The 19042-nt window shown below is 68.6% G+C and carries 15 protein-coding genes and 1 riboswitch; of the genes, 4 read left to right on the top strand and 11 right to left on the bottom strand.

The window, feature by feature from the left end; translation table 11 throughout:
* Positions 1–11 precede the first annotated feature (11 nt).
* Complete coding sequence (locus tag AC07NI_RS04740) at positions 12–587, top strand: HD domain-containing protein (RefSeq protein WP_494616544.1); 576 nt, start codon at positions 12–14, stop codon at positions 585–587.
* On the opposite strand, the gene AC07NI_RS04735 is transcribed toward AC07NI_RS04740, so the two are convergent.
* From AC07NI_RS04735 to AC07NI_RS04690, 10 genes are all read right to left on the bottom strand, one after another.
* Positions 579–2345 (bottom strand): sulfotransferase, encoded by a 1767-nt coding sequence (locus AC07NI_RS04735; protein WP_494616543.1) that lies wholly within the window; start codon positions 2343–2345, stop codon positions 579–581. The two genes, AC07NI_RS04740 and AC07NI_RS04735, sit on opposite strands and share 9 nt — an antisense overlap.
* Positions 2346–2348: 3 nt before the next feature.
* A complete protein-coding gene (locus tag AC07NI_RS04730) occupies positions 2349–4247 on the bottom strand; it encodes a tetratricopeptide repeat-containing sulfotransferase family protein (protein WP_494616541.1) in 1899 nt (632 codons plus the stop codon).
* The gene (locus AC07NI_RS04725; protein WP_494616540.1) at positions 4244–4855 is read right to left on the bottom strand and encodes an aspartyl/asparaginyl beta-hydroxylase domain-containing protein; all 612 of its coding nucleotides are present in this window, start codon (positions 4853–4855) and stop codon (positions 4244–4246) included. Before AC07NI_RS04725 ends, AC07NI_RS04730 begins: the two co-directional genes overlap by 4 nt.
* On the bottom strand, positions 4852–5490 hold the full coding sequence (locus tag AC07NI_RS04720; protein ID WP_494616539.1) for a sulfotransferase family 2 domain-containing protein: 639 nt from the start codon (positions 5488–5490) through the stop codon (positions 4852–4854). Before AC07NI_RS04720 ends, AC07NI_RS04725 begins: the two co-directional genes overlap by 4 nt.
* A 71-nt stretch (positions 5491–5561) precedes the next feature.
* Positions 5562–8363, bottom strand: a complete 2802-nt coding sequence (locus AC07NI_RS04715) for a TonB-dependent receptor (protein ID WP_494616536.1) — start codon at positions 8361–8363, stop codon at positions 5562–5564.
* A 330-nt stretch (positions 8364–8693) separates the two neighbouring features.
* Complete coding sequence (locus AC07NI_RS04710; protein WP_494616535.1) at positions 8694–9557, bottom strand: ABC transporter substrate-binding protein; 864 nt, start codon at positions 9555–9557, stop codon at positions 8694–8696.
* Positions 9554–10165 carry a cob(I)yrinic acid a,c-diamide adenosyltransferase gene (gene cobO, locus AC07NI_RS04705; RefSeq protein WP_494616533.1) on the bottom strand — a complete coding sequence of 204 codons (612 nt, stop codon included), beginning with the start codon at positions 10163–10165 and terminating at the stop codon, positions 9554–9556. Before cobO ends, AC07NI_RS04710 begins: the two co-directional genes overlap by 4 nt.
* A complete protein-coding gene (cobN, locus tag AC07NI_RS04700) occupies positions 10162–13857 on the bottom strand; it encodes a cobaltochelatase subunit CobN (protein WP_494616532.1) in 3696 nt (1231 codons plus the stop codon). The genes cobO and cobN overlap by 4 nt, the downstream gene beginning before the upstream one ends.
* Complete coding sequence (cobW, locus tag AC07NI_RS04695) at positions 13857–14891, bottom strand: cobalamin biosynthesis protein CobW (protein WP_494616531.1); 1035 nt, start codon at positions 14889–14891, stop codon at positions 13857–13859. Before cobW ends, cobN begins: the two co-directional genes overlap by 1 nt.
* A 117-nt stretch (positions 14892–15008) precedes the next feature.
* Positions 15009–15192: riboswitch (cobalamin riboswitch) on the bottom strand.
* 19 nt (positions 15193–15211) lie between these two features.
* Positions 15212–15961, bottom strand: coding sequence for a histidine phosphatase family protein (locus AC07NI_RS04690; RefSeq protein ID WP_494616530.1), 750 nt, complete (start codon positions 15959–15961; stop codon positions 15212–15214).
* Here AC07NI_RS04690 and AC07NI_RS04685 point away from each other — a divergent pair.
* Complete coding sequence (locus tag AC07NI_RS04685; RefSeq protein WP_494616529.1) at positions 15954–16181, top strand: CbtB domain-containing protein; 228 nt, start codon at positions 15954–15956, stop codon at positions 16179–16181. The genes AC07NI_RS04690 and AC07NI_RS04685 overlap by 8 nt on opposite strands.
* 19 nt (positions 16182–16200) lie before the next feature.
* Entirely contained in the window at positions 16201–16935 is a 735-nt protein-coding gene (locus AC07NI_RS04680) for a CbtA family protein (RefSeq protein WP_494616528.1), read from the top strand.
* Here AC07NI_RS04680 and AC07NI_RS04675 read toward each other — a convergent pair.
* On the bottom strand, positions 16932–17681 hold the full coding sequence (locus tag AC07NI_RS04675; RefSeq protein WP_494616527.1) for a FadR/GntR family transcriptional regulator: 750 nt from the start codon (positions 17679–17681) through the stop codon (positions 16932–16934). The genes AC07NI_RS04680 and AC07NI_RS04675 overlap by 4 nt on opposite strands.
* Before the next feature lie 196 nt (positions 17682–17877).
* Here AC07NI_RS04675 and AC07NI_RS04670 point away from each other — a divergent pair, with 196 nt between their 5' ends.
* On the top strand, positions 17878–19035 hold the full coding sequence (locus AC07NI_RS04670) for a mandelate racemase/muconate lactonizing enzyme family protein (RefSeq protein WP_494616526.1): 1158 nt from the start codon (positions 17878–17880) through the stop codon (positions 19033–19035).
* The last annotated feature ends 7 nt before the right edge of the window (positions 19036–19042 follow it).

Below are 19042 nucleotides of genomic sequence, written 5' to 3'. Positions count from 1 at the left end.
ACGGATACTCGATGACCTCTCGCCCTGCGGCCGATGCTTTCGTGGCCGAGCTGACCGACCTGTTCACCCGCCTGGGCGACCTGCGCTATGGCGAAGGCGTCAGCCAGATGGAGCACGCGGTGCAGACCGCGCACCACGCCAAGGCGGATGGCGCGCCGCCGGAACTGATCGCCGCCGCCCTGCTGCACGACGTCGGCCACATGATGCAGAAGATCGGCGAGAACGCCGCCGACCTCGGCATCGACGCCCGCCACGAGCACATCAGCGCCGGCTATCTGGCCCGCGCCTTCGGCCCCGGCGTCACCGAGCCGGTCCGCCTGCACGTGGCGGCCAAGCGCTATCGGGTGGCGGTCGATGCGGACTACCTCGAACGCCTCAGCCCCGCCTCGCTGCAGAGCCTGGCCTTGCAAGGCGGCCCAATGAGCCCCGCCGAGATCGAAGACTTCCTGGCCGATCCGGCGGCGCAGGCGGCCCTGCAACTGCGCGGCTATGACGAGGCCGGCAAGGCCCCCGACGCTGAGGTGGCCGGCTTTGAGACCTATCGCGACCTGCTCATCGAGCTGATCGAGCGCGACACCTCAGTCTAGCGCTCGTAGCCTCTGCCAGCAGGCTTCCACGCCCGGTAGCGCGCGCAGGATGGCGTCCTCGTGGCGACGCCACTTGTCCAGCGCCGGCGCGGTGTGGGTGTGGCGCGACAGCGGCAACTGACCCGCGACCCGCGCTTGCAGCGCCGCGTCGAACGGCACGCCCGCGAAGCCGCAGAGGCGGCGCATCACGCCTTCGGGATCGGCCAGGAAGTCGTCATAGGCGACGTGGGTCCAGTCTTCCGGCGGCAGTTGCTGGAGGTCCTCCAGCGCGGTCTGGTTGGCGCTGCGCCACTGCCAGGCGGCGACCGTCTCCAACGCCGCGCCGCGCAGGGCCTGCCAGCCCGGCGGCAATAGCAACGACCACGGGCCTTCCCAGCCAGGCAGCGCCTTGTAGGTGACCCAGCCGCCGGCCTGCCAGGCGTCGATGATGCTGCCGAGGTTCTCGCGCGGGTCCCGCCACAAGAAGATGAACCGCGCGTCGGGGAAGAGCTTCTTGAGGAACGGGATGCGCAGGGCGTTCTTCGGCGTCTTCTCAAGTAGAGGCGCACCGTCGGCGGGAGCCTGCCCCGCCGGTCCTTGCAGTCTATCCAACGCGACTTGGCGGATGGCGGCGCTGATGCCCGCCGTGGCGTCGGTTGCGGTCAGGCGGTTGGAGTCCACGCCCGGCGCGCCGGGGCGCAGCGCAGCGTGGTCCTCGATCAGCCAGTGGGCCTCGCCGCCGAAGCTGTTGAAGCCCGGCGAACAGGCCAGGGTCTCGAACAGCAGCGTGCTGCCCGAGCGCGGCGCGGCGATGATGAAGACCGGCTTCTCCAGCGGACGGGTCCGGGCGGGTTCCTCGGCGACCAAGTGTTGCAGCACGCGCTTTTCCAGCACCAGCAACGCGCCGGCGCCGTTGGTGCGCATGACGAGGCCGTCGGCCAGCGATGCGGCGGCCCCGCGTACAGCGGCGGCCAGGCGCAGGAATTCGGACCGCCCCTTACCGCCGACGCCATGCAGCGCGCAGAGCTGACGCCAGTCGAGGATGAAGCTGTCCAGCAGCACCGAGAACCGTCGGACGTCGGCGCCACCGGTCGCGACCACCAGTTCGGCGCGCAGGTCGTCGACCAGCCACTCGACCTCGGCGGCCGGCATCACCGGTGAGCGCTGGTCGTTCTCGGTCAACAGCTGCGGCTTGGCCTGAGGCTCCCAACCGACCGTCCGCCACTGCTCGCGCGGCGGCGTCGGACCGCAGGCGAACTGCCAGAACGAGGCCGTGCCGGTGGTGTCGGCGACCAGGTGGATGCGCGTCTGGTCGGAGCCGTTCTCGACATGGTGGCGGCGCCAGTTGTCGAAGATCCAGGCCTCGCCGGCGGCCATCTGCACCGCCTCGCCGTCGCAGTGGAAGGCCACCTCCGGCTGGGTGAAGACCGGGATGTGCAGCCGCACACGCTTGTGCCAGTGGTAGTTGATGTCGGCGTGCTCGGGCACGGTCGCGCCCGGCGCCAGGCGCATCAGCCGCGAGCGGCTCCAGACGACGCCGAAGCCGGCCAGCACCTGTTGCAGGTAAGGCATGCCGGCCAACCAGCGGGTCGGCAGCATCTGTCCGTGCACGGAATCGCTCTCACCGCCATCGGCGCTGATCAGCCGCGCGGCGCTGTTGCCGGGGACCTGGTCCGGGTGCGCGACCCAGGCTTCGGGCGGCAAGGCGGCGACCTCGGCCTGGAGGCGAGCGACGTCGAAGAGCACGGGCAGCTGGAAGAAGGGGCGCGACAGCCGCATCGGTCAGTCCTTGTAGCTGGTCACGGCGTCGCCCATCGCGGTGCGCAGCGGCTCCAGCCAGGGCACATAGTTTTCCCACTGCGTCAGGCCCTCGCGACCGAGGGGTTGGCGCACCTGCTCCGAGCTGGGCGTACGCACGCTGCGCCGGGTCTCGTGGAAGGCCAAACAGGCCGGCTCGAACGTCAGTCCGGCATGGGTCAGCATCCGCCGCACACCGCCGTCGAGGTTATCGACCATCTCCTCGTACGAGACCTTCAGTACCCGGCCCGGCAGAACCTCGTCCCAGTGCCGCATGAGGTCGAGATAGATGCGGTAGTAGCGGGCGATGTCGTCAACGCCGTAGGTGAATTCCTGATTGGTCGTGCCGAACAGCTGCTTGAGATTGCTGAAGCCGCAGGCCATCGGCTCGCGCCGCACGTCGATGATCGTGGCGCGCGGCAGGATCAGCTGGATCAGGCCGATGTGCCAGAAGTTGTTCGGCATCTTGTCGATGAAGAACGGCCGGCCCAGGCGGCGGTAGGTGCGGGTCTCGGCCAGGAACCGCTCGCCCAGCGCCCTCGCCTGCTCCGCCGTCAGGTCCAGCAGCGCCTCGGGCTCGAGCGGCAGGCCACAGTCCGGATCGCGGCCGCAGAGTTCGCCGGCGTAGCGGCTGATCTCGGTCAGCTCCTGCGTGCCCTCGACCTGCGAGTGCGAGGCTAGGATCTGCTCGATCAGGGTGGAGCCCGAGCGCGGTAGGCCAAGCACGAAGATCGGCGCGGCATCGTCCACGCCCCAGCCGGCGCGCTCGGCGAAGACCTCGGCGGTGAACACCGACTTCAGCCGCGTGGCGCAGGCTTCAGCGACCTCCGGACGCCAGCGGCTCAGGGTGCGCCGCACCGCGTTGCCGCGTTCGTACGAGCGCCACGAAGTCTGATAGTCGCCCCGATCTTCAAGCGCCTTGCCCAGTGCGAAGGCCAGATAGACGCGGTCCATGTCCTGAAGGTCGTTGCGCGCCGCCACGGCCTGCATCCCCACGACCTCATCGTCGGTGAAGCGGTAGGTCTTGAGGTTGGCGAGGCTGAACCAGGCCACGCCGTTGTCCCGCCGCGCCGCCAGGGAGGCGCGATAGTCGGCGATGGCTTCCGGCTGGCGGCCGGTGACCTTCAGGGCGTTGGCTCGCCAGAGGCGCAGGTCGGCGATCTCGGTGTCCGACGCGGCTTGCGTCAGCAGTCGCTCGTACAGATCGATGACAGGCTCGTGGTCGCCCAACGCCACGCAGGCCGCGCCGTAGTGCTTGAGGTAGTCGCGGTTGTCGAGCTCCACCGCCAGCAAACGTTCGGCCTCCTGGCGCGCCAGCAGCGGCTTCTGGCCTTGCAGCAACGCCATGGCGTAGTCGAAGCGGGCGGCATGGTAGTCCGGCGCGTACTCCAGCACCGACGCCAACAGCGCCTCGGCCTCGTCGAGCGCCCCCTGCTCCTGACGGATCCGGGCCAGTAGGCGCAGCGCGCCGACGTTGTCGCCGTCCTGGCGCAGGTAATCTCGAAGGACCTCTTCGGCCGGCTCCAGGTCACCGTCGGCCAGCAAGCTGTTGGCCACGACGATCTGGGACGGCAGTTGCTTCAGCACGGCCAGTTGCTGGGCCGCAGCAGCCGCCTGGGCGGTGTCGCCGCGCATCCGGTGGAGCTGCTCCAGCATGTCCCAGCTGGCCGGCAGGGTTGGGTTCAGCCGCACAGCTTCGTGCAGTGCCTCAAGGGCCGCGTCCCCGTCTCTCAGCAGGATATGGCAATGGCCGCGCTCCTGATGAAGGCGGCTGAACCGGGGATGCAGGGCCTCCAGCCTTGCGAGCGCGGCCAAGGCGTCCGGCATGCGCTGACTGGCGCGCAGCGCCTGGGCCTCCCGCAACAGGACGTCGCGCTCGCTCACCGTGTCGCCACCAGGAACGGCTCCAGCCAGTCCGGGTCCGGCTGGTCGGCGTCATAATATTCGAAGATCAGGTGGATGCGGTCGGTCTCACCGTCGTTGCGCACCCAGTGCGGGCCGAGATTGTTGACCTCGACCGCCTCGCCGACCGGGAGATAGCGCTCCTCTCCACCGAAGAAGCTCACCACATCGGGATTAGTAGTCAGCGGTACATGGATCTTGTGCGGCCACTTCGCCGCCGGATTGGCGTCGATATGCGGATGGATCACCCCGCCAGGCGGCATCCGCGCCAGCATCACCCGGGGAAAGACGCCGCGCGCATAGCCATAGTCGCGGACCGCCGCCCCCAACACCGGCTCCAGCAGCGCGCGCCAATGCCCCCAGGCAGGACGATCATGCGAGCCGCGCCAGTCGCGCGGGCTGTCGATGAAGCGGAAGACGATATGGCTTGTCGTCCCCAGCGCCTCGAACCGGTTCGGCTTGTCGGCGTTCTCGGCCGCCCAGACGTCCTCGGGGATCGCCAGCACGGCGGCGCGCAAGGCGTCGATGTCGACCGCGCCGAGCGAACGGATGGTCGTGGTCTTGCGCGGATTGGCGGTGGGCGCGCTCATCGCGGCCCCTCGAAGCCGTAGCCGAACAGCTCGAGATCCAGAGCGTAGCGCGCCGCGACACCATCGATCAGGGCCTGGTCGTAGTACTGGCGGTAGTCGCCGTGCGTACTGCCATTGACCCGGTCGAGCGGGCGCGAGGCGATGCCGATCCGCGCGCAGATCGCGTCGTACGAGCCCTGCATGTCCTCGACGCGACCCACCGCGTCGGCCAGCAGAGTCTTGCCGTCATCATCAACCAGCAGCGAGGCCTGCGGCTGGAACAGGATGTGCTGCTCTGGCGGGGCAGCGAACAGGAAATGATTCATCGCCTCACGCGGCCGCTGGGCGAAATCGTCGCCCCCGCGCAGCATGAAGGCGCAGTACGACACGAAGCGGTCGAACGGGTTCCGCACGAAGGCGAACTTGAAATAGCCGTCAAAGGCTTCGTCGCCGAGGTGCGGACGCACCTGCCGCAGGGCCAGGTGGCCATGCCTGATCGCCGCCAGGTCCTCCCACGGGAAGCGCTTGTTGACGAACAGGCCCACCTGCTCGACGTCGGCGTCGTCCAGGTGCTCGCGCAGGGCCTGCCGCACGGAGTGGGTGCCGGTCTTGGGCACGGCCGCGAAGATGAAACGGTGGCGGTGGGAAACGATCATCGGCCTGGAAACACGGGAAAGGCGCCCGCCTCCGCGAAGGAGACGGGCGCCCAGCCTAGCGTGCGCTCATGTCAGAACTTGTAGCTGAGACCCATCATGTAGGTCCGGCCACTTTGGGTCTGGTTGTAGAGGTAGCGGTTCTGACCCCAGAACTGAGTGTCCTTCTGGTTGGTGAGGTTGACCGCATCCACCGACAACTGGAGCTTGTCGGTGATGTTGTAGAAGGCCGCCGCGTCCACATAGGTGGACCCCTCGAAGCCTCGCGTGCTGGCGCTCATCGGGTCGTCGCTGCGTCCCGAGTACCAGCGTGCCCGGTGGCTGAGCGAGCCGCGCAGGCCCCAGTTGTCGGTCTCGTAGTAGAGCGTGAAGTTGTAGCTGGTCTTCGAGATGCCGGTCAGGGCCTCGTCGGCGTCGACATAGGTGTAGTTGGCCACCGCGCCGAGGTTGTCGAACGGCGCCGGCAGGAACGAGAACTGGGTCTGGGCGGCCAGTTCGACGCCCGTCAGCTTCTTCTTGCCCTCGACGTTGATGGGCATCGAGAATTCCGAGACGATGGTGTTGGCCGTCGCGCCCGGGATCGTCGTGAACGGCACGCCCGTCTGGCTGAACGGGACGTTCTCCAGGGTCAGCGAGCCGATGAAGTTGTCGATGCTCTTGTGGAACACGCTGGCCGACAGCAGGCCGACCTTGCCGAAGTAGTACTCGACCGACACGTCCAGCGTGGTGTCCTTGTAGGGCTTCAAGTTCGGGTTGCCGCGCGAAGCGGTGATCTCGCCCGAGCTGTCGTCCTTGAACGCGCTGCCCTCGGCCGCCATCGAGCCCAGGCCCGGACGGTTCAGGTTCTTCGAGGCGGCGAAGCGCACCAGCACTTCGGGCGTCAGTTCCAGCACGGCGTTCATGGCCGGCAGGACGCCGTCATAGCTGCCCTTCACGTCGGTCGTGCCCAGATAGGCGTAGCTGTCGCCCTGGATCCAGCCGGTGCTGTGGGTGTCGGTCTGATAGCCGCGCAGGCCGACATTGCCGCGGAAGCGCATGCCGCCCAGCTGGCTGTCCCAGTCCACCTGCGCGTACTCGGACACCGTCTCTTCCGTGGTCGTGTAGACGTTCTCGATGTCCTGCAGCGCGCCGCCCGTGCCGTCCTTGTTCGGCTCGAAGCGGTGGTACTCCTTGTACTTGGCGAAGGCCTTGTCGTAGTCGCCGATCAGCCACGAACCGAAGCTGTTCTTGAACACCGATGTGACGTCGCCGACCGCCGTGCCGCGCATCTTCGAGCGGGTGCCGTTGACGTTGTCGTCATAGAACACGTCGCGGCCGCCCTGGACGAAGCGGTGATAGGCCACGCCCGCTCGCAGCGTGAAGATGTCGTTCAGCTCGTAGTGGGCGTTCAGCACGCCCTCCTTCAGCTCCGACTGGTTGTTGAAGCCACGGTAGTAGAACGAGTCCATCGCGTAGGTGGCGGCGTTGGTCGGGTCCCAGCCCGGATACTGGAAGTCCGCCGACTGGCCGTCCGAGCCGTAGTTGGCGATCAGGTTGCCCTTGGCGCGCATGTACAACTTGTCGTCATAGGGCGTCTTGTAGGTCGACTTCTCGTAGCCGACGTGGCCGTCTAGCGAGAAGCGGTCCGTCGCGTCCCACTTGCCGGTCAGGGCGATCTGGTTGAAGCGGTTCTTGTTCAGCGAGCGGCGATGCTCGCTGCCGAACGTCGTGCCGGTGACGTCGGTCATGGTGACGTAGTTGTTCTTGTCCCACGCCAGGTTGTTGATCACCGAGCCCTTCTGGAAGGCGGCCGGCCAGACGCCGCCGGCCGGGGCGTCGAACGCGATCGAGCCGTCGGAGTTCAGCGGACGCGTGGCCAGATGCAGCTCATCGCGGTGGGTGGTGAACTGGCCGTACAGGGCGTCCAGCGTGAACAGCAGGTTGTCGACCGGCTTCCATTGCAGCGCGGTCGTCACGCCCAGGCGCTCCATCTTGGCGTCCCACGACGACAGGCGGTTGCCGTCGGCGAAGATCAGGTCGCCGGACAGGAACTTGGTCTGCTGGGCGGCGCTCAGCTTGGAGATGTCCAGGCCGGCGGCGACCATGTCCTTCAGCTTGGATGCGTCGGGCTGGTCGTAGTTGTAGGTGTTGTGGCCCTGCTCGGTGGTGCGGCGCTTGGCGTAGGCGACCGAGACCAGGGCGCCGAACTTGTTGTCCCAGTTGTAGCTGAACAGGCCGGCGACGCGCGGCTGGGTGTCCTTGGTGTACTGGTTGGTGCCGGCCTTGATCGAGATCGCGCCCTTGCCGCCAGCCGCGTAGTCGAACGGCTTGCCGGTGAACAGGCCGACCGTGCCGGCCATGCCGCCTTCGTTCTGGGCGGCCTGATAGGTCTTCTCGACCTCGACCTTCGAGAACAGTTCGGAAGCGAAGATGTTGAAGTCGAAGGCGCGGTCGCGCGAGCGCTGGCCGCGGCTGTCCTGCGCCGAGTCGACATTGCCCAGCACTTCCATGCCGTTCAGCTGGACGCGGGCGAAGTCGGGACCCAGGCCCCGCAGCGAGATGCGACGGCCTTCGCCGGCTTCGCGGTTGATCTGGACGCCCGGCAGGCGCTGCAGCGACTCGGCCAGGTTCAGTTCCGGGAACTTGGCCATGTCCTCCGCGACGATGGCGTCCTTCTGGATCACCGAGTCGCGCTTGATGGCGCGGGCGTCGCTCAGCGACTTGCGGAAGCCGGTGACGACGACCTCGTCGACCGCGTCGGGGGCGGCCGCTTCACCGGCGGCCTGCTGCGCGAGCGCGGCCGATGAATGGGCGCCGACGGCCAGCGCCGCAACGCCTGCCAGCAAAAAGCTCTTGAGGTTCGAGCGCGCGGCTCGAACGGGATATCGCGTCGACATGAGTGGTTCCCCTGCCCCAACTGGTATGGACCAGAGCGCTTTAAGCAGCTTGCGGCGACATCACCGTGACAGTTGACCTAGATCATGCAGAAATTCCGCCGAGCCCACGCGGAGCGTCAGCGGATATGCCGGCTGCAAATCCAAGTTGAAGTCAGAGGGCTGACGGAATGGGGCTAACCGAGCGCCTTCGTCGCATAGGGATAGCGCTCAGCAACGACGCCCCTCCCCGGAGGCCGGGCTTCTTTTGTTGGGAAGCCGACGGACCACGCCGCGACCACGACACCGCAGCCCGTGCGCCAAAGTTCAATATCTGGACTATACCAATAAGGCCTAGCCGACAGCGTGCGGGCGGCGGCTGTTCCAGGCCACGGCGTTCTTGCGGGCCTTGGCCAGGGTCGCGGCGGTCTGGATCAGCACCGGGCCGCCGCAATAGAGCAGCCGCTGGTGGAAGACGCCTCGGAAGGTGTTCGGCTCCAGGCTCTTGAGGGCCGGATGGTTGACCACCCGGTCCGCCCAGCTGGGCGCGCCTTCCCAGCGTGAGCCCGCCAGCAGCACGGTCGGCGGATCGGCCAGCAGGCTCTCCAGCGAGACATTGCCCCACTTCTTCAGACCGTAGCGGCTGGCGAGATTGTCGAAACCGCAGCGCTCCAGCATGTCGCCGACCAGCGTGCCGCGCCCGGCGACCAGCCCGCCCGGCTGGTAGACCAGCGCCCCCAGGCGCGGCTCGCCCGGCTTGGGTTGCGCCTCGGCGAGGGCTTCCTCGATTCGCGCCACCAGCGCCTCGCCACGCGCCGGATTGCCGACCAGCTCGGCGATCTTGCGGACCTGTTCGAGGCTGGCCTCGACCGTGTTGGGCACGTCGAACTCGACGACGTGTAGCCCCCGCGCCTTCAGCGCCGAGCGCGTGTAGAGGCCCGAGCGCTTGCTGGCCAGGACGAGGTCGGGCTTCAGCGCTACCACCTCCTCGGCCCCTTCGTGGGTGAATGGAAAGGTCCGCGCGCGGGCGGCCATGATCGACACGTCCGGATCGCGCGAAAAGTGGCTGAGCGCGGCGATCTGCCGGCGGTCGGCGACCTCCATGAGCACGATATCCAGGCACGAGCCGATGGAGACGATACGCTGTGGCCGTTCGGGCGCCGCGCCGGCGGTCAGGGACAGCAGGCCGACCGCAGCCGCCCGACGGGTGAGGATCAAAACTCGATCCCCGCCTGGGCCTTCACGCCCGACCGGAACGGATGCTTGACCATCGTCATCTCGGTGACGAGGTCGGCGGCGTCGATCAGCGCCTGGGGCGCATTGCGGCCCGTGACGATGACGTGCTTGCCCTCGGGCCGGTTGACGATGACCTCGACCACCTCATCGACCGGCAGGTACTCGTACCGCAGGACGATGTTCAGCTCGTCGGCCACCACCATGTCGATATCCGGATCGGCGATGCGGGCCTTCACGGCTTCCCAGGCCTCGCGGGCCACGGCGATGTCCCGGGCGCGGTCCTGGGTGTCCCAGGTAAAGCCCTCGCCCATCGGCTTGAACTCGACCTGGTCGGGGAAGGCGTCGAACACGACTTTCTCACCGGTCTTCAACGCGCCCTTCACGAACTGGATCACCGCCACCCTCTGGCCGTGGCCGATGGCGCGGCAGACCATGCCCAGGGCGGCCGTGGTCTTGCCCTTGCCGGTGCCTGTATTGACGATCAGCAGGCCCTTCTCGATCTGCCGCTCGGCCATCATCTTGGCGCGGGCCGTCTGGATCTTGGCCATCTTGGCGTTGTGCTTGGCGTTCAGATCGGTGTCGTCGCTCATCGGGTCTGCTCCTGGGCGAGGTGGGCGAGGCGCACGGCGGCGCTGTTGGATCGGGGACGCCAGAGGCCGCGCTCGACGGCCTCCAGCAGGCGCTCGGCGGCCTCGCGCAGGGCGTCGGGATTGGCGTCGCGCATGAACTCGGCCACGGCCTCGTCGGCCAGCAGCGCGTCATAGGCCAGGTCGAAGTGATGGTCGCGCACCGCCCCGGTCGTGGCGGCGAAGGCGAACAGGTAGTCGAGGCTGGCGGCGATCTCGAACGCGCCCTTGTAGCCGTGGCGCATGACCCCGGCGATCCACTTGGGGTTCACGAGACGGGCCCGGACCACGCGGCCGATCTCGTCCTCCAGGGTGCGGATCACCGGTCGCTCAGGCCTCGAATGATCGTTGTGATAGACGCGCGGCGCGACGCCCTTCAGCTCCGTCACCGCCGCCGTCAGCCCGCCCTCGAACTGGTAGTAGTCGTCGCTATCGAGCAGGTCGTGCTCGCGGTTGTCCTGGTTGTGGATCACCGCATCGACGGCGGTCAGGCGGCGCTCCAACAACGGCCGGGCCGCCTCGCCCTCCCCGCCCGCGCCATAGGCGTAGCCGCCCCAGACCAGGAAAGCCTCGGCAAGGTCGGCGCGATCCGTCCAGAGCTTCTCGTCGATCATCGCCTGCAGGCCCGCGCCATAGGCGCCGGGCTTGGAGCCGAACACCCGCGCGCCGGCGGCCTCGTCGCCGCCTTCGGCCTGGAAGCGGGCGGCGGCGGGATTGTCCTCGGGCGGCTCGTCCAGGGCCATGACCGCGCGGGCGGCGCTGTCCAGCAGGTCGATCTGCGGGCCGAAGGCGTCGCGGAAGAAGCCGGAGATGCGCAGGGTCACATCAACGCGCGGCCGGCCCAGCGTCGCCAGCGGCAGGATTTCGAACCCCGTCACCCGCCCCGTCGCGGCCTCCCAGGTGGGCCGACAGCCCATCAGCGCCAGGGCCTGGGCGATGTCGTCGCCGCCGGTGCGCATATTGGCCGTACCCCAGGCCGACAGCGCCACGGCCCTGGGGTAGTCGCCGACCTGCTGCAGATGGTCTTCGACCAGCAGCTGAGCCGACGCCCAACCCAGACGCCAGGCGATCGGGGTCGGGACGGCTCGGGTGTCGACGGAGTAGAAGTTGCGGCCGGTCGGCAGGACGTCGGGCCGCCCACGGGTCGGCGCGCCAGAGGGGCCCGGCGCGACGAAGCGACCGTCGAGGCCGGTGAGCAGCGCGGCCATCTCGGCCTGGCCGCAGGCTTTGACGCGGGGCAGGAGGCGGTCGCGGACCTCCGCGAGAACGTCGGCCGTGCGGGTCCAGGTCGGATCAGCGGCGGTGCCGGCGATCAGGCGCGAGGCCAGCAGCTCCAGCCGCTCGACCGTGTCGCCGGCGGTGCGCCAGGGATCACCCGACATCGACGCTAGCGCCAGGGGCTTCACACCAGTCCAGGCGTCGCCCAGCGTTGCCACCAGCGGATCGAAATCGAGCTCCAGGTCGTCGGCCAATGCGCGCAGTAGCGAAGCCTCGCCGCCCTTACCGAGGCCGCGCGGCGTCCGCGCTAAGGCCACCACTAAATCGTCCCGCAATCGGCCCTCTGGCGAAGCGCCGAACACGTGCAGGCCGTCGCGGATCTGCATTTCCTTGAGGTCGCACAGATAGTTGTCCAGCGCCGACAGGGCCTGGTCCTCGTCGGTCAGGTCCATACCGCAATCGACGTCTAGCCCCTGGCTGGCGGCCAGAGCCAGGATCTCCTCGCGCAGGGGCTTCAGCCGGCGCGGATCGAGGCCGGCGGCTTCGTAATATTCGTCGACCAGGGCCTCGAGCGCCTTCAGCGGGCCATAGCTCTCGGCGCGGGTCAGGGGCGGCGTCAGGTGGTCGACGATCACCGCGCCGATCCGGCGCTTGGCCTGGGTCCCCTCGCCCGGATCGTTGACGATGAAAGGATAGAGCTGCGGAACCGGCCCGGCGATCGCCTGCGGGAAACAGGCCTCCGACAGGGCCAGGGCCTTGCCCGGCAGCCATTCAAGATTGCCGTGCTTGCCGACATGGACCACCGCGTGGGCTCGGAAGCTCGTCCTCAGCCAGGCGTAGAAGGCCAGGTAGTTGTGCGGCGGCACCAGGTCCGGGTCGTGATAGGTCGCCTTCGGATCGATGTTGTAGCCCCGCGCCGGCTGGACGCCGACCACGACGTTCCCGAACACGTGCAGCGGCAGGCGGAAGGCGTCGCCCTCGAAGGCCGGGTCCCTGGCCGGCTCGCCCCAGCGCGCGGTCACGGCGGCGCGGGTCGCCTCCGGCAGGGATGCGAAGAAGGCCTCGTAATCCGCCAGTGACAGGGTCGGCCCGACCGCGCGACCGGCGACGCCGGCGTTGGTGACCCCGCCCCTCAGCCGGTCCATCAGGTCCGCCGACACCTCAGGCGCGCCATCGACGCGATAGCCGGCCGTCTCAAGCGCCTTCAGGATCGCCGTGACGCTGGCTGGCGTGTCGAGGCCGACGCCGTTGCCAAGGCGCGAGTCCCGATTGGGATAGTTGGCCATCACGAGCGCCACGCGGCGCTCGGCGGCCGGCGCGCGACGCAGATCGGCCCAGCCCCACGCCAAGTCGGCGGCGTGGGCGATATTGTCCTCCGCCGGCGCATGGCTGACGACATCGCACTGGGTCCGAGGATCGTGGCGCAGCGCGGCCTTGAACGCCGTCGCGCCGGCCAGCACCCGCCCGTCCAGTTCCGGCAGGGCGACATTCATCGCCAGGTCTCGTACGCCAAGGCCGCGCGCGCTGGCCTCCCAGGCGGCGCGGTCCAGGCCCGCGAACACCAGTTGCAGCACCGGCGCACTGCGGACTTCCAACGGACTGGCGCGGCGATGGTCGCCGGGATTGGACACCGCAAAGGCCGTGGCGTTCAGCACCACGTCCGGCGCAATCCGCGCGAAGGTCTCTGTGATCAACTCGGCGGCGAAAGGGTTCTTCAGGCTCTGCACGAAGATCGGCGCGACGTCGAAGCCGCGCGCGACCAGCGCCGCGATATGGGCGTCGATCGCCTGGGTCGTCCCAGCCGCCACAAGAGCGCGGTAGAAGACTAGCGCCGCTTTGGGCCGCTCTGGCGACCAGGCCTGGCTCAGCCCCGCCAAATCGGTCAGCCGCTGGCTTGGCCAGTAGAACCCCGCATCCAGCAACGGCGCGGGCTCGCTCCACTCGCCTTGCGGCCGGCCGATCAGGTCGGCGGCGTAGAGCAGCAGATTGCGGGCGTTGGCGATGCCGCCCTGGCGCAGATAGGCGAAGACCCGATCGCAAACCTCTGACGGCGCGACGGAAATCGCCCGCCCCTCCCCGTCGGCCTGCTCGTCCAGCAAGGCCACGAACAGCGCGCCGCGCCGCCGGCAGGAGGCGGCGATCTCGTCCAGGCCGTAAGGCCAGTAGGCGCGACCGCCGACCAGCCGCGCGACCACGATCCGGGCCTTGTCGACCACGCTGTCGACATAGAGGTCCACCGACAGCGGATGCTTGAGCCGCAGCAGGTTGGCCAGCCGCACCGTCGGGAAGTCGTCCGGCAGTCCGGCCAGGGCCTGGGACAGGCACGCCAGGTCGCTGTCGGCGGCTGACAGGACGACGATGTCGCCGGGGCTCTGCCCAAGGTCGACCGCCTCCTCGCCGTCGAGGACCTGCCCCGGCTGGACCGCCAGCAGGTGCATCAGGCCAGCGCGGCCTCGACGATCGGCGCGATCGCGGCCTGGTCAATGCCCTTCTCGCCGATCACCACCAGCGATGAGGCGCGGACCTCGCCCTCGCGCCAGGGCCGGTCGAAATAGGTCTGGATGCGCGGGCCGACGGCCTGGACGATTAGGCGGGCCGACTTGCCCGCCACGGCCACCACGCCCTTCAGGCGCAGGATGTCGTGGGCCGTGAGCGCGCCCAATAGGCCAGAGGTCAGGGCCTCGACATCGGTCACCGCGCCGCCGCGCACGACGAAGCTGTCGAAGTCGTCATGGTCGTGATCGTCCTCGCCTTCATGGTGCGACTTGCGGCTGTCGAGATCGTCCTCGGCCGCGACGCCCAGGCCCAGCAGCACGGCCGGGTCCAGCGCGCCCTGGCGGGCGTGGATCACCTTGACGCCCGGGCGCAGGTGCTCGGCCAGCGAGGCCTCCACGCGCGCCAGGGTTTCGGCGTCGATCAGGTCGGTCTTGTTGAGGATGACGAGGTCGGCGCAGCCCAGCTGCTCCTCGAACAGCTCTTCCAGCGGGGTGTCGTGGTCGAGGGTCGGATCGGCCAGACGGGCCTGGCTCAACGCGGCCTCGTCATGGGCGAAGCGACCAGCGGCCACCGCCTCGGCGTCGATCATCGCCACCACGCCATCGACCGTGGCGCGGGTGCGCACCTCCGGCCAGGTGAAGGCCTTGACCAGGGGCTTGGGCAGCGCCAGCCCGGACGTCTCGATCAGGATGTGCTCGGGCGGGTTCGGGCGGTCGATCAGCTTCTGCAGCGTCGGCAGGAAGTCGTCGGCGACGGTGCAGCAGATGCAGCCGTTGGCCAGCTCCAGTATGTCGTCGTCCGAGCAGCCCTCGACGCCGCAACCGCGCAGGATCTCGCCGTCGATGCCGACATCGCCGAACTCGTTGACCACCACGGCCAGGCGCCGGCCGCCGGCATTCTCCAGTAGATGGCGGATCAGGGTGGTCTTGCCCGCGCCCAGGAAGCCGGTCACCACGGTTGTCGGAATTCTGGCCATCTTGTCGTCCCTGCCTCTGGCTGTCGCCAGACGGGGCAAGGAACGGCGCGCAGGACCACGCGGACGCGGGGCGTCCGGAAGGCCATGCCTTGCCGCACCGGTGCACCCCGCCCGGTCGCATCAATCTTCGTGAAGGCCGGTCTCCTGGCTTACGCCCTCCCGCCTCGGCGCCTTCCCAGGACTAGTCCCAGTGGCGTGTGCCGAAGCGATCGACGGACGATCACAGTTGCGGGGGCAGCCGCGGATTGGTCACCGCATTCCCGGAGGCTTTCGCCTCCATGCCTTCACGACGACGGGCGTAGGCTGAGCCCCGCGTGGGGTCAAGCGGTCAGGCTTTGGAACCGCCATTGCCGATTGAACGACAGGGTGAGCTGGGCCAGCGGCGCGATATCGATCCGGAACGCGGCGGCTGGTGGGATATCCAGGACGTGGGCCAGCGCGGCGCGCATCACCGGCTGATGGGTGACAGCCAGGATGCGGTCGTCACTTGCCGCCTGGGCGTCGATCCAGGCTCCGACCCGGGCGATAACCGCCGCGAAGGCCTCGCCGTCCGGCGTCCCGGCGGCCGGATCGGCGATCCAGCCCATCAGCGCCTCGGGCTGCTCGGCATGGATCTCGGCGAGGCCGCGACCGCGCCAGACGCCGTGATCGATGTCGGCCAAGGCAGGCTCAACGGCCGCATCGAGCCCCAGTATCTCCACCGTCTGGCGTGCGGCCAGCGACGGCGCAGTGAACACCCGCTGCGGCGCGGGGCGGAGCGCGAGCGCCTTCGCCTGCTCGCGGCCGGCTGCGTCGATGGCCTCGTCAGGCTCAGGAAAGCCGCCCTCGCGCATGGAGAGCGTAGCGGCGTGGCACAGAAAAACGAGGCGGGTGGCCAAGGCGGGCTCCGATAAATCTTGACGACGCGTGGCGACGCCTCCTAGCTCGAACATGGCCTTGGAAGGAAGCCGGTGAAACTCCGGCGCGGTCGCGCCACTGTGATCGACGAGCAATCGTCGAGAGTCAGACCCTTCCAGGTTCGCTTCAGCGCCGGGACGCGAAAATCCCAGGGAGAGCTTCACGATGGCCACGGCCTCTACGATTTCCGACGACGTCTTCATCCCGATCGGCGGCGAGACCGCGATCCCGCTGAAGGACATCGCGCCCTGGGCCGTCTTCGGCGTGCTGCTGGCGCTGGTCTGCCTCTATTTCGTCAGCACCGAGCAGGGCGCGCTGTCGCTGTTCAAGGGCATGTACGTCCACGAGTTCGTGCATGACGGCCGCCACCTGATGGGCTTCCCCTGCCACTAGGCGGGGCCGAGCAACCGACATGACACCTCAGCTTCTGTGGCGCGGCATGCTGGCTGGCGTCATCGCCGCCCTGTTCGCGTTCGCCTTCGCGCGTGTCTTCGCCGAACCCCAGGTCGATCTCGCCATCGCCTATGAAGCCTCGCACGAGATGGCCCACATGGCCCATGCCGGCAAGGCGACGCCGGCTGCGCCCGAACCCGAGCTGGTCAGCCGCGCGACCCAGAAGGGCCTGGGCCTCCTGACCGCCGTCACCCTCTATGGCGCGGCCGTCGGCGGGATCTTCGCCCTGGTGTTCGCCTATGCCTACGGACGCTGGGCGCGGCTCAGCCCGCGCGTCCTGGCGCTGATCCTGGCCGGCGCGGCCTTCGTCGCCATCGCCCTGGTCCCGGCCTTCAAGTACCCGCCGACCCCGCCGGCCGTCGGCCAGCACGAGACCGTCGCCCTGCGCACGGCGGCCTTCTTCCTGATGATCGCGCTGTCGGTGATCTCGGCCGTCACGGCCCTGAATATCGGCCGCAAGCTGCAGGTCCGCCTGGGCGCACTGAACGCCGGCTTCGCCGCCGTCGGCGCCTATGTCGTGCTGATCTCGGTGGCCCAGGCGATGCTGCCCAGGATCAACGAGGTGCCGGCCGACTTCCCGGCCGTGGTGCTGTGGAACTTCCGCATCGCCTCGATCGGCATGCAGGCCCTGCTGTGGACGGTGATCGGCGTCGGCTTTGGCGCTCTGGCCAAGCGCATCATCCAGCGCGGCTAGCCCTTGTTGTCCATGCTGGTCGGCCGGCGCTTGCGCCAGGACGTCTCGATGTGGTCGCGCATCGCATGGGCGGCGCCGTCGGAATCGCCGGCCACGATCGCGTCGTAGATCCGCTTGTGCGCCTCGTGCGTAGCCCGGACGTGGTCGACGTTGAGGCGGCCGCTGTAGCCGTAGGTCTTCACGGCCTTGCTCTGGATGCTGTCGATGATCGCCTTGCTGAGGCGGTCGCCCGACAGGCGCATGATGATGTCGTGGAAGGCCACGTCCTCGTGGACATAGCCGGCCGGGGTGTCGATCAGCCCCTCCAGCCGTTCCATCTGCCGGCCCAGCTGGGCGGCGGCTTCCGGGGTGATGTTGCGGGCGGCCTTCGAGGCCATGCTGGCTTCCAGCGAAGCGCGGATCTCCGACAGGTTGTCGAGATAGCTGAGGCCGTCCTCGCGCCGGAACAGGGCGCTGAGGATCATCGGGTCCAGCAGGTTCCAGGACGAGGCGTCCTGGATGATCGTGCCCCGCCCTTGCTGGGAGACGACCAGGCCCTTTTCCGTCAGCGCTGTCGTCGCCTCGCGCACGACCGTGCGACTGACGGCGTACATGTCGCACAGCACGTTCTCGGGCGGCAGCACCGTGCCGGACGGATAGATCTCGGTGACGATCGCGTTGACGAGGTCCTCGACCACGGCCACGGCCAGACGGGGACGGCGCGCGGCGACGGCTCGCAAGCCCGTGGCGGTCGTGGAAGCTGTCATGGCCTGGCGCTCATCTGGTTGCCGGAGCGTTCTACCCGACGCCCCAGTCGTATCACAATACGAGATTCGAGCGGCGATGAGGCTGTGAAAGCCGTACCCGCTTCCGCCCTACGAAGGGTTGCAAAGCGAAAATTCATAATACATATTATCTCATCCGAGGGCAGTAGTCCCATATTCTGGATTAAAGACCGACACCATGCGGATTACCGGCTATCGCAGCCTGACGACCATCCACGATTGGCAGCGCCCCGTCGGGGACGTGAACGGCGTGGTCGAAGCCGGCGTCACCGAGACGCCGATCCTGCTGCTGGAGACCGACGGCGGCCTGACCGGCGTGGGCCTGGGCCAGCACACCGACATCGACCGCGTGTTCCCGGCTGTCGAGGGCGAGGACCCCCGCGCTGTCTCGGCGCTGTACGACCGCATGCTGGCGCACGTCTTCAAGAGCGGCCACGCCGGGGCGACCTATGGCGCGATCGCCGCGGTCGACATGGCCCTGTGGGACCTCAAGGCCAAGATGGCCGGCGAGCCGCTGTGGCGAACCCTGGGGGCGCGCGACCGCTTCGTCCCCGGCTACGCCTCGGGCCTGTGCTACGGCCTGACCGACGAGGCGTTCGAGGCGCATTACAGCCTATGGGCCGAACGCGGCTTCACCGCCGCCAAGATCAAGGGCGGCCGCGACGTCGAGCGCGACATCCGCCGCCTGAACGTCGCGGGCGACATCCTGCGCCGCAACACCGAACGCCCGGCCCTGATGCTGGACGTCAACGAGTGCTGGAGCCGCAAGCAGGCCGTGCGCCACACCAGCGAGATCGAGGCCCACGTCGACCTGACCTGGATCGAGGAGCCCCTGCGCCGCTGGGACGCCGAGGGCCACGCCATCGTCAGCCGCGCGATCAAGGCCGCCGTCGCCACCGGCGAGAACCTGACGGGCCTGGACCAGTTCACACCGCTGTTCGAGGCCAAGGCCGTCGACATCGTCCAGACCGGCAGCGTCTGGGGCATCACCCACTTCAACCGCGTCGCCCTGGCGGCCCACGCCCACAACCTGCCGGTTTCGCCTGTCGGCTATGACTGCAACCCGGTGGCCCATGCCGCCGCCGCCGTCCCCAACATGGTCGGCATCGAGATCCAGGACTTCAACTTCCCGCTGGGCCTGTCGGTCGATCAGCAGATCATCGATGGCGGTCTGGTGCTGGGCGACAAGCCTGGCCTGGGCATCGAGGTCGACGAAGCCGCCATCGCCGCCAACCGACTCAGCGGAACATGGTCGAAGTCAGGAGGGCCTCACGTCAGGCCCCGCCGAGCGGGCCTGGGGCTAGTGCCCAACAGCCGCGCCGCCGGCGAACGATAAGACGTCC

It is taken from the genome of Caulobacter sp. GW821-FHT10E02, from assembly GCF_059415225.1.
This window is presented reverse-complemented; position numbering and strand designations above follow the sequence as displayed.

Bases quoted from the DNA above. Each gene is read 5' to 3' on its own strand.
- AC07NI_RS04740 (WP_494616544.1), top strand. From the start codon at position 12: ATGACCTCTCGCCCTGCGGCCGATGCTTTCGTGGCCGAGCTGACCGAC.
- AC07NI_RS04735 (WP_494616543.1), bottom strand. From the start codon at position 2,345: ATGCGGCTGTCGCGCCCCTTCTTCCAGCTGCCCGTGCTCTTCGACGTC.
- AC07NI_RS04725 (WP_494616540.1), bottom strand. From the start codon at position 4,855: ATGAGCGCGCCCACCGCCAATCCGCGCAAGACCACGACCATCCGTTCG.
- AC07NI_RS04720 (WP_494616539.1), bottom strand. From the start codon at position 5,490: ATGATCGTTTCCCACCGCCACCGTTTCATCTTCGCGGCCGTGCCCAAG.
- AC07NI_RS04715 (WP_494616536.1), bottom strand. From the start codon at position 8,363: ATGTCGACGCGATATCCCGTTCGAGCCGCGCGCTCGAACCTCAAGAGC.
- cobO (WP_494616533.1), bottom strand. From the start codon at position 10,165: ATGAGCGACGACACCGATCTGAACGCCAAGCACAACGCCAAGATGGCC.
- cobN (WP_494616532.1), bottom strand. From the start codon at position 13,857: ATGCACCTGCTGGCGGTCCAGCCGGGGCAGGTCCTCGACGGCGAGGAG.
- cobW (WP_494616531.1), bottom strand. From the start codon at position 14,891: ATGGCCAGAATTCCGACAACCGTGGTGACCGGCTTCCTGGGCGCGGGC.
- AC07NI_RS04685 (WP_494616529.1), top strand. From the start codon at position 15,954: ATGGCCACGGCCTCTACGATTTCCGACGACGTCTTCATCCCGATCGGC.
- AC07NI_RS04680 (WP_494616528.1), top strand. From the start codon at position 16,201: ATGACACCTCAGCTTCTGTGGCGCGGCATGCTGGCTGGCGTCATCGCC.
- AC07NI_RS04675 (WP_494616527.1), bottom strand. From the start codon at position 17,681: ATGACAGCTTCCACGACCGCCACGGGCTTGCGAGCCGTCGCCGCGCGC.
- AC07NI_RS04670 (WP_494616526.1), top strand. From the start codon at position 17,878: ATGCGGATTACCGGCTATCGCAGCCTGACGACCATCCACGATTGGCAG.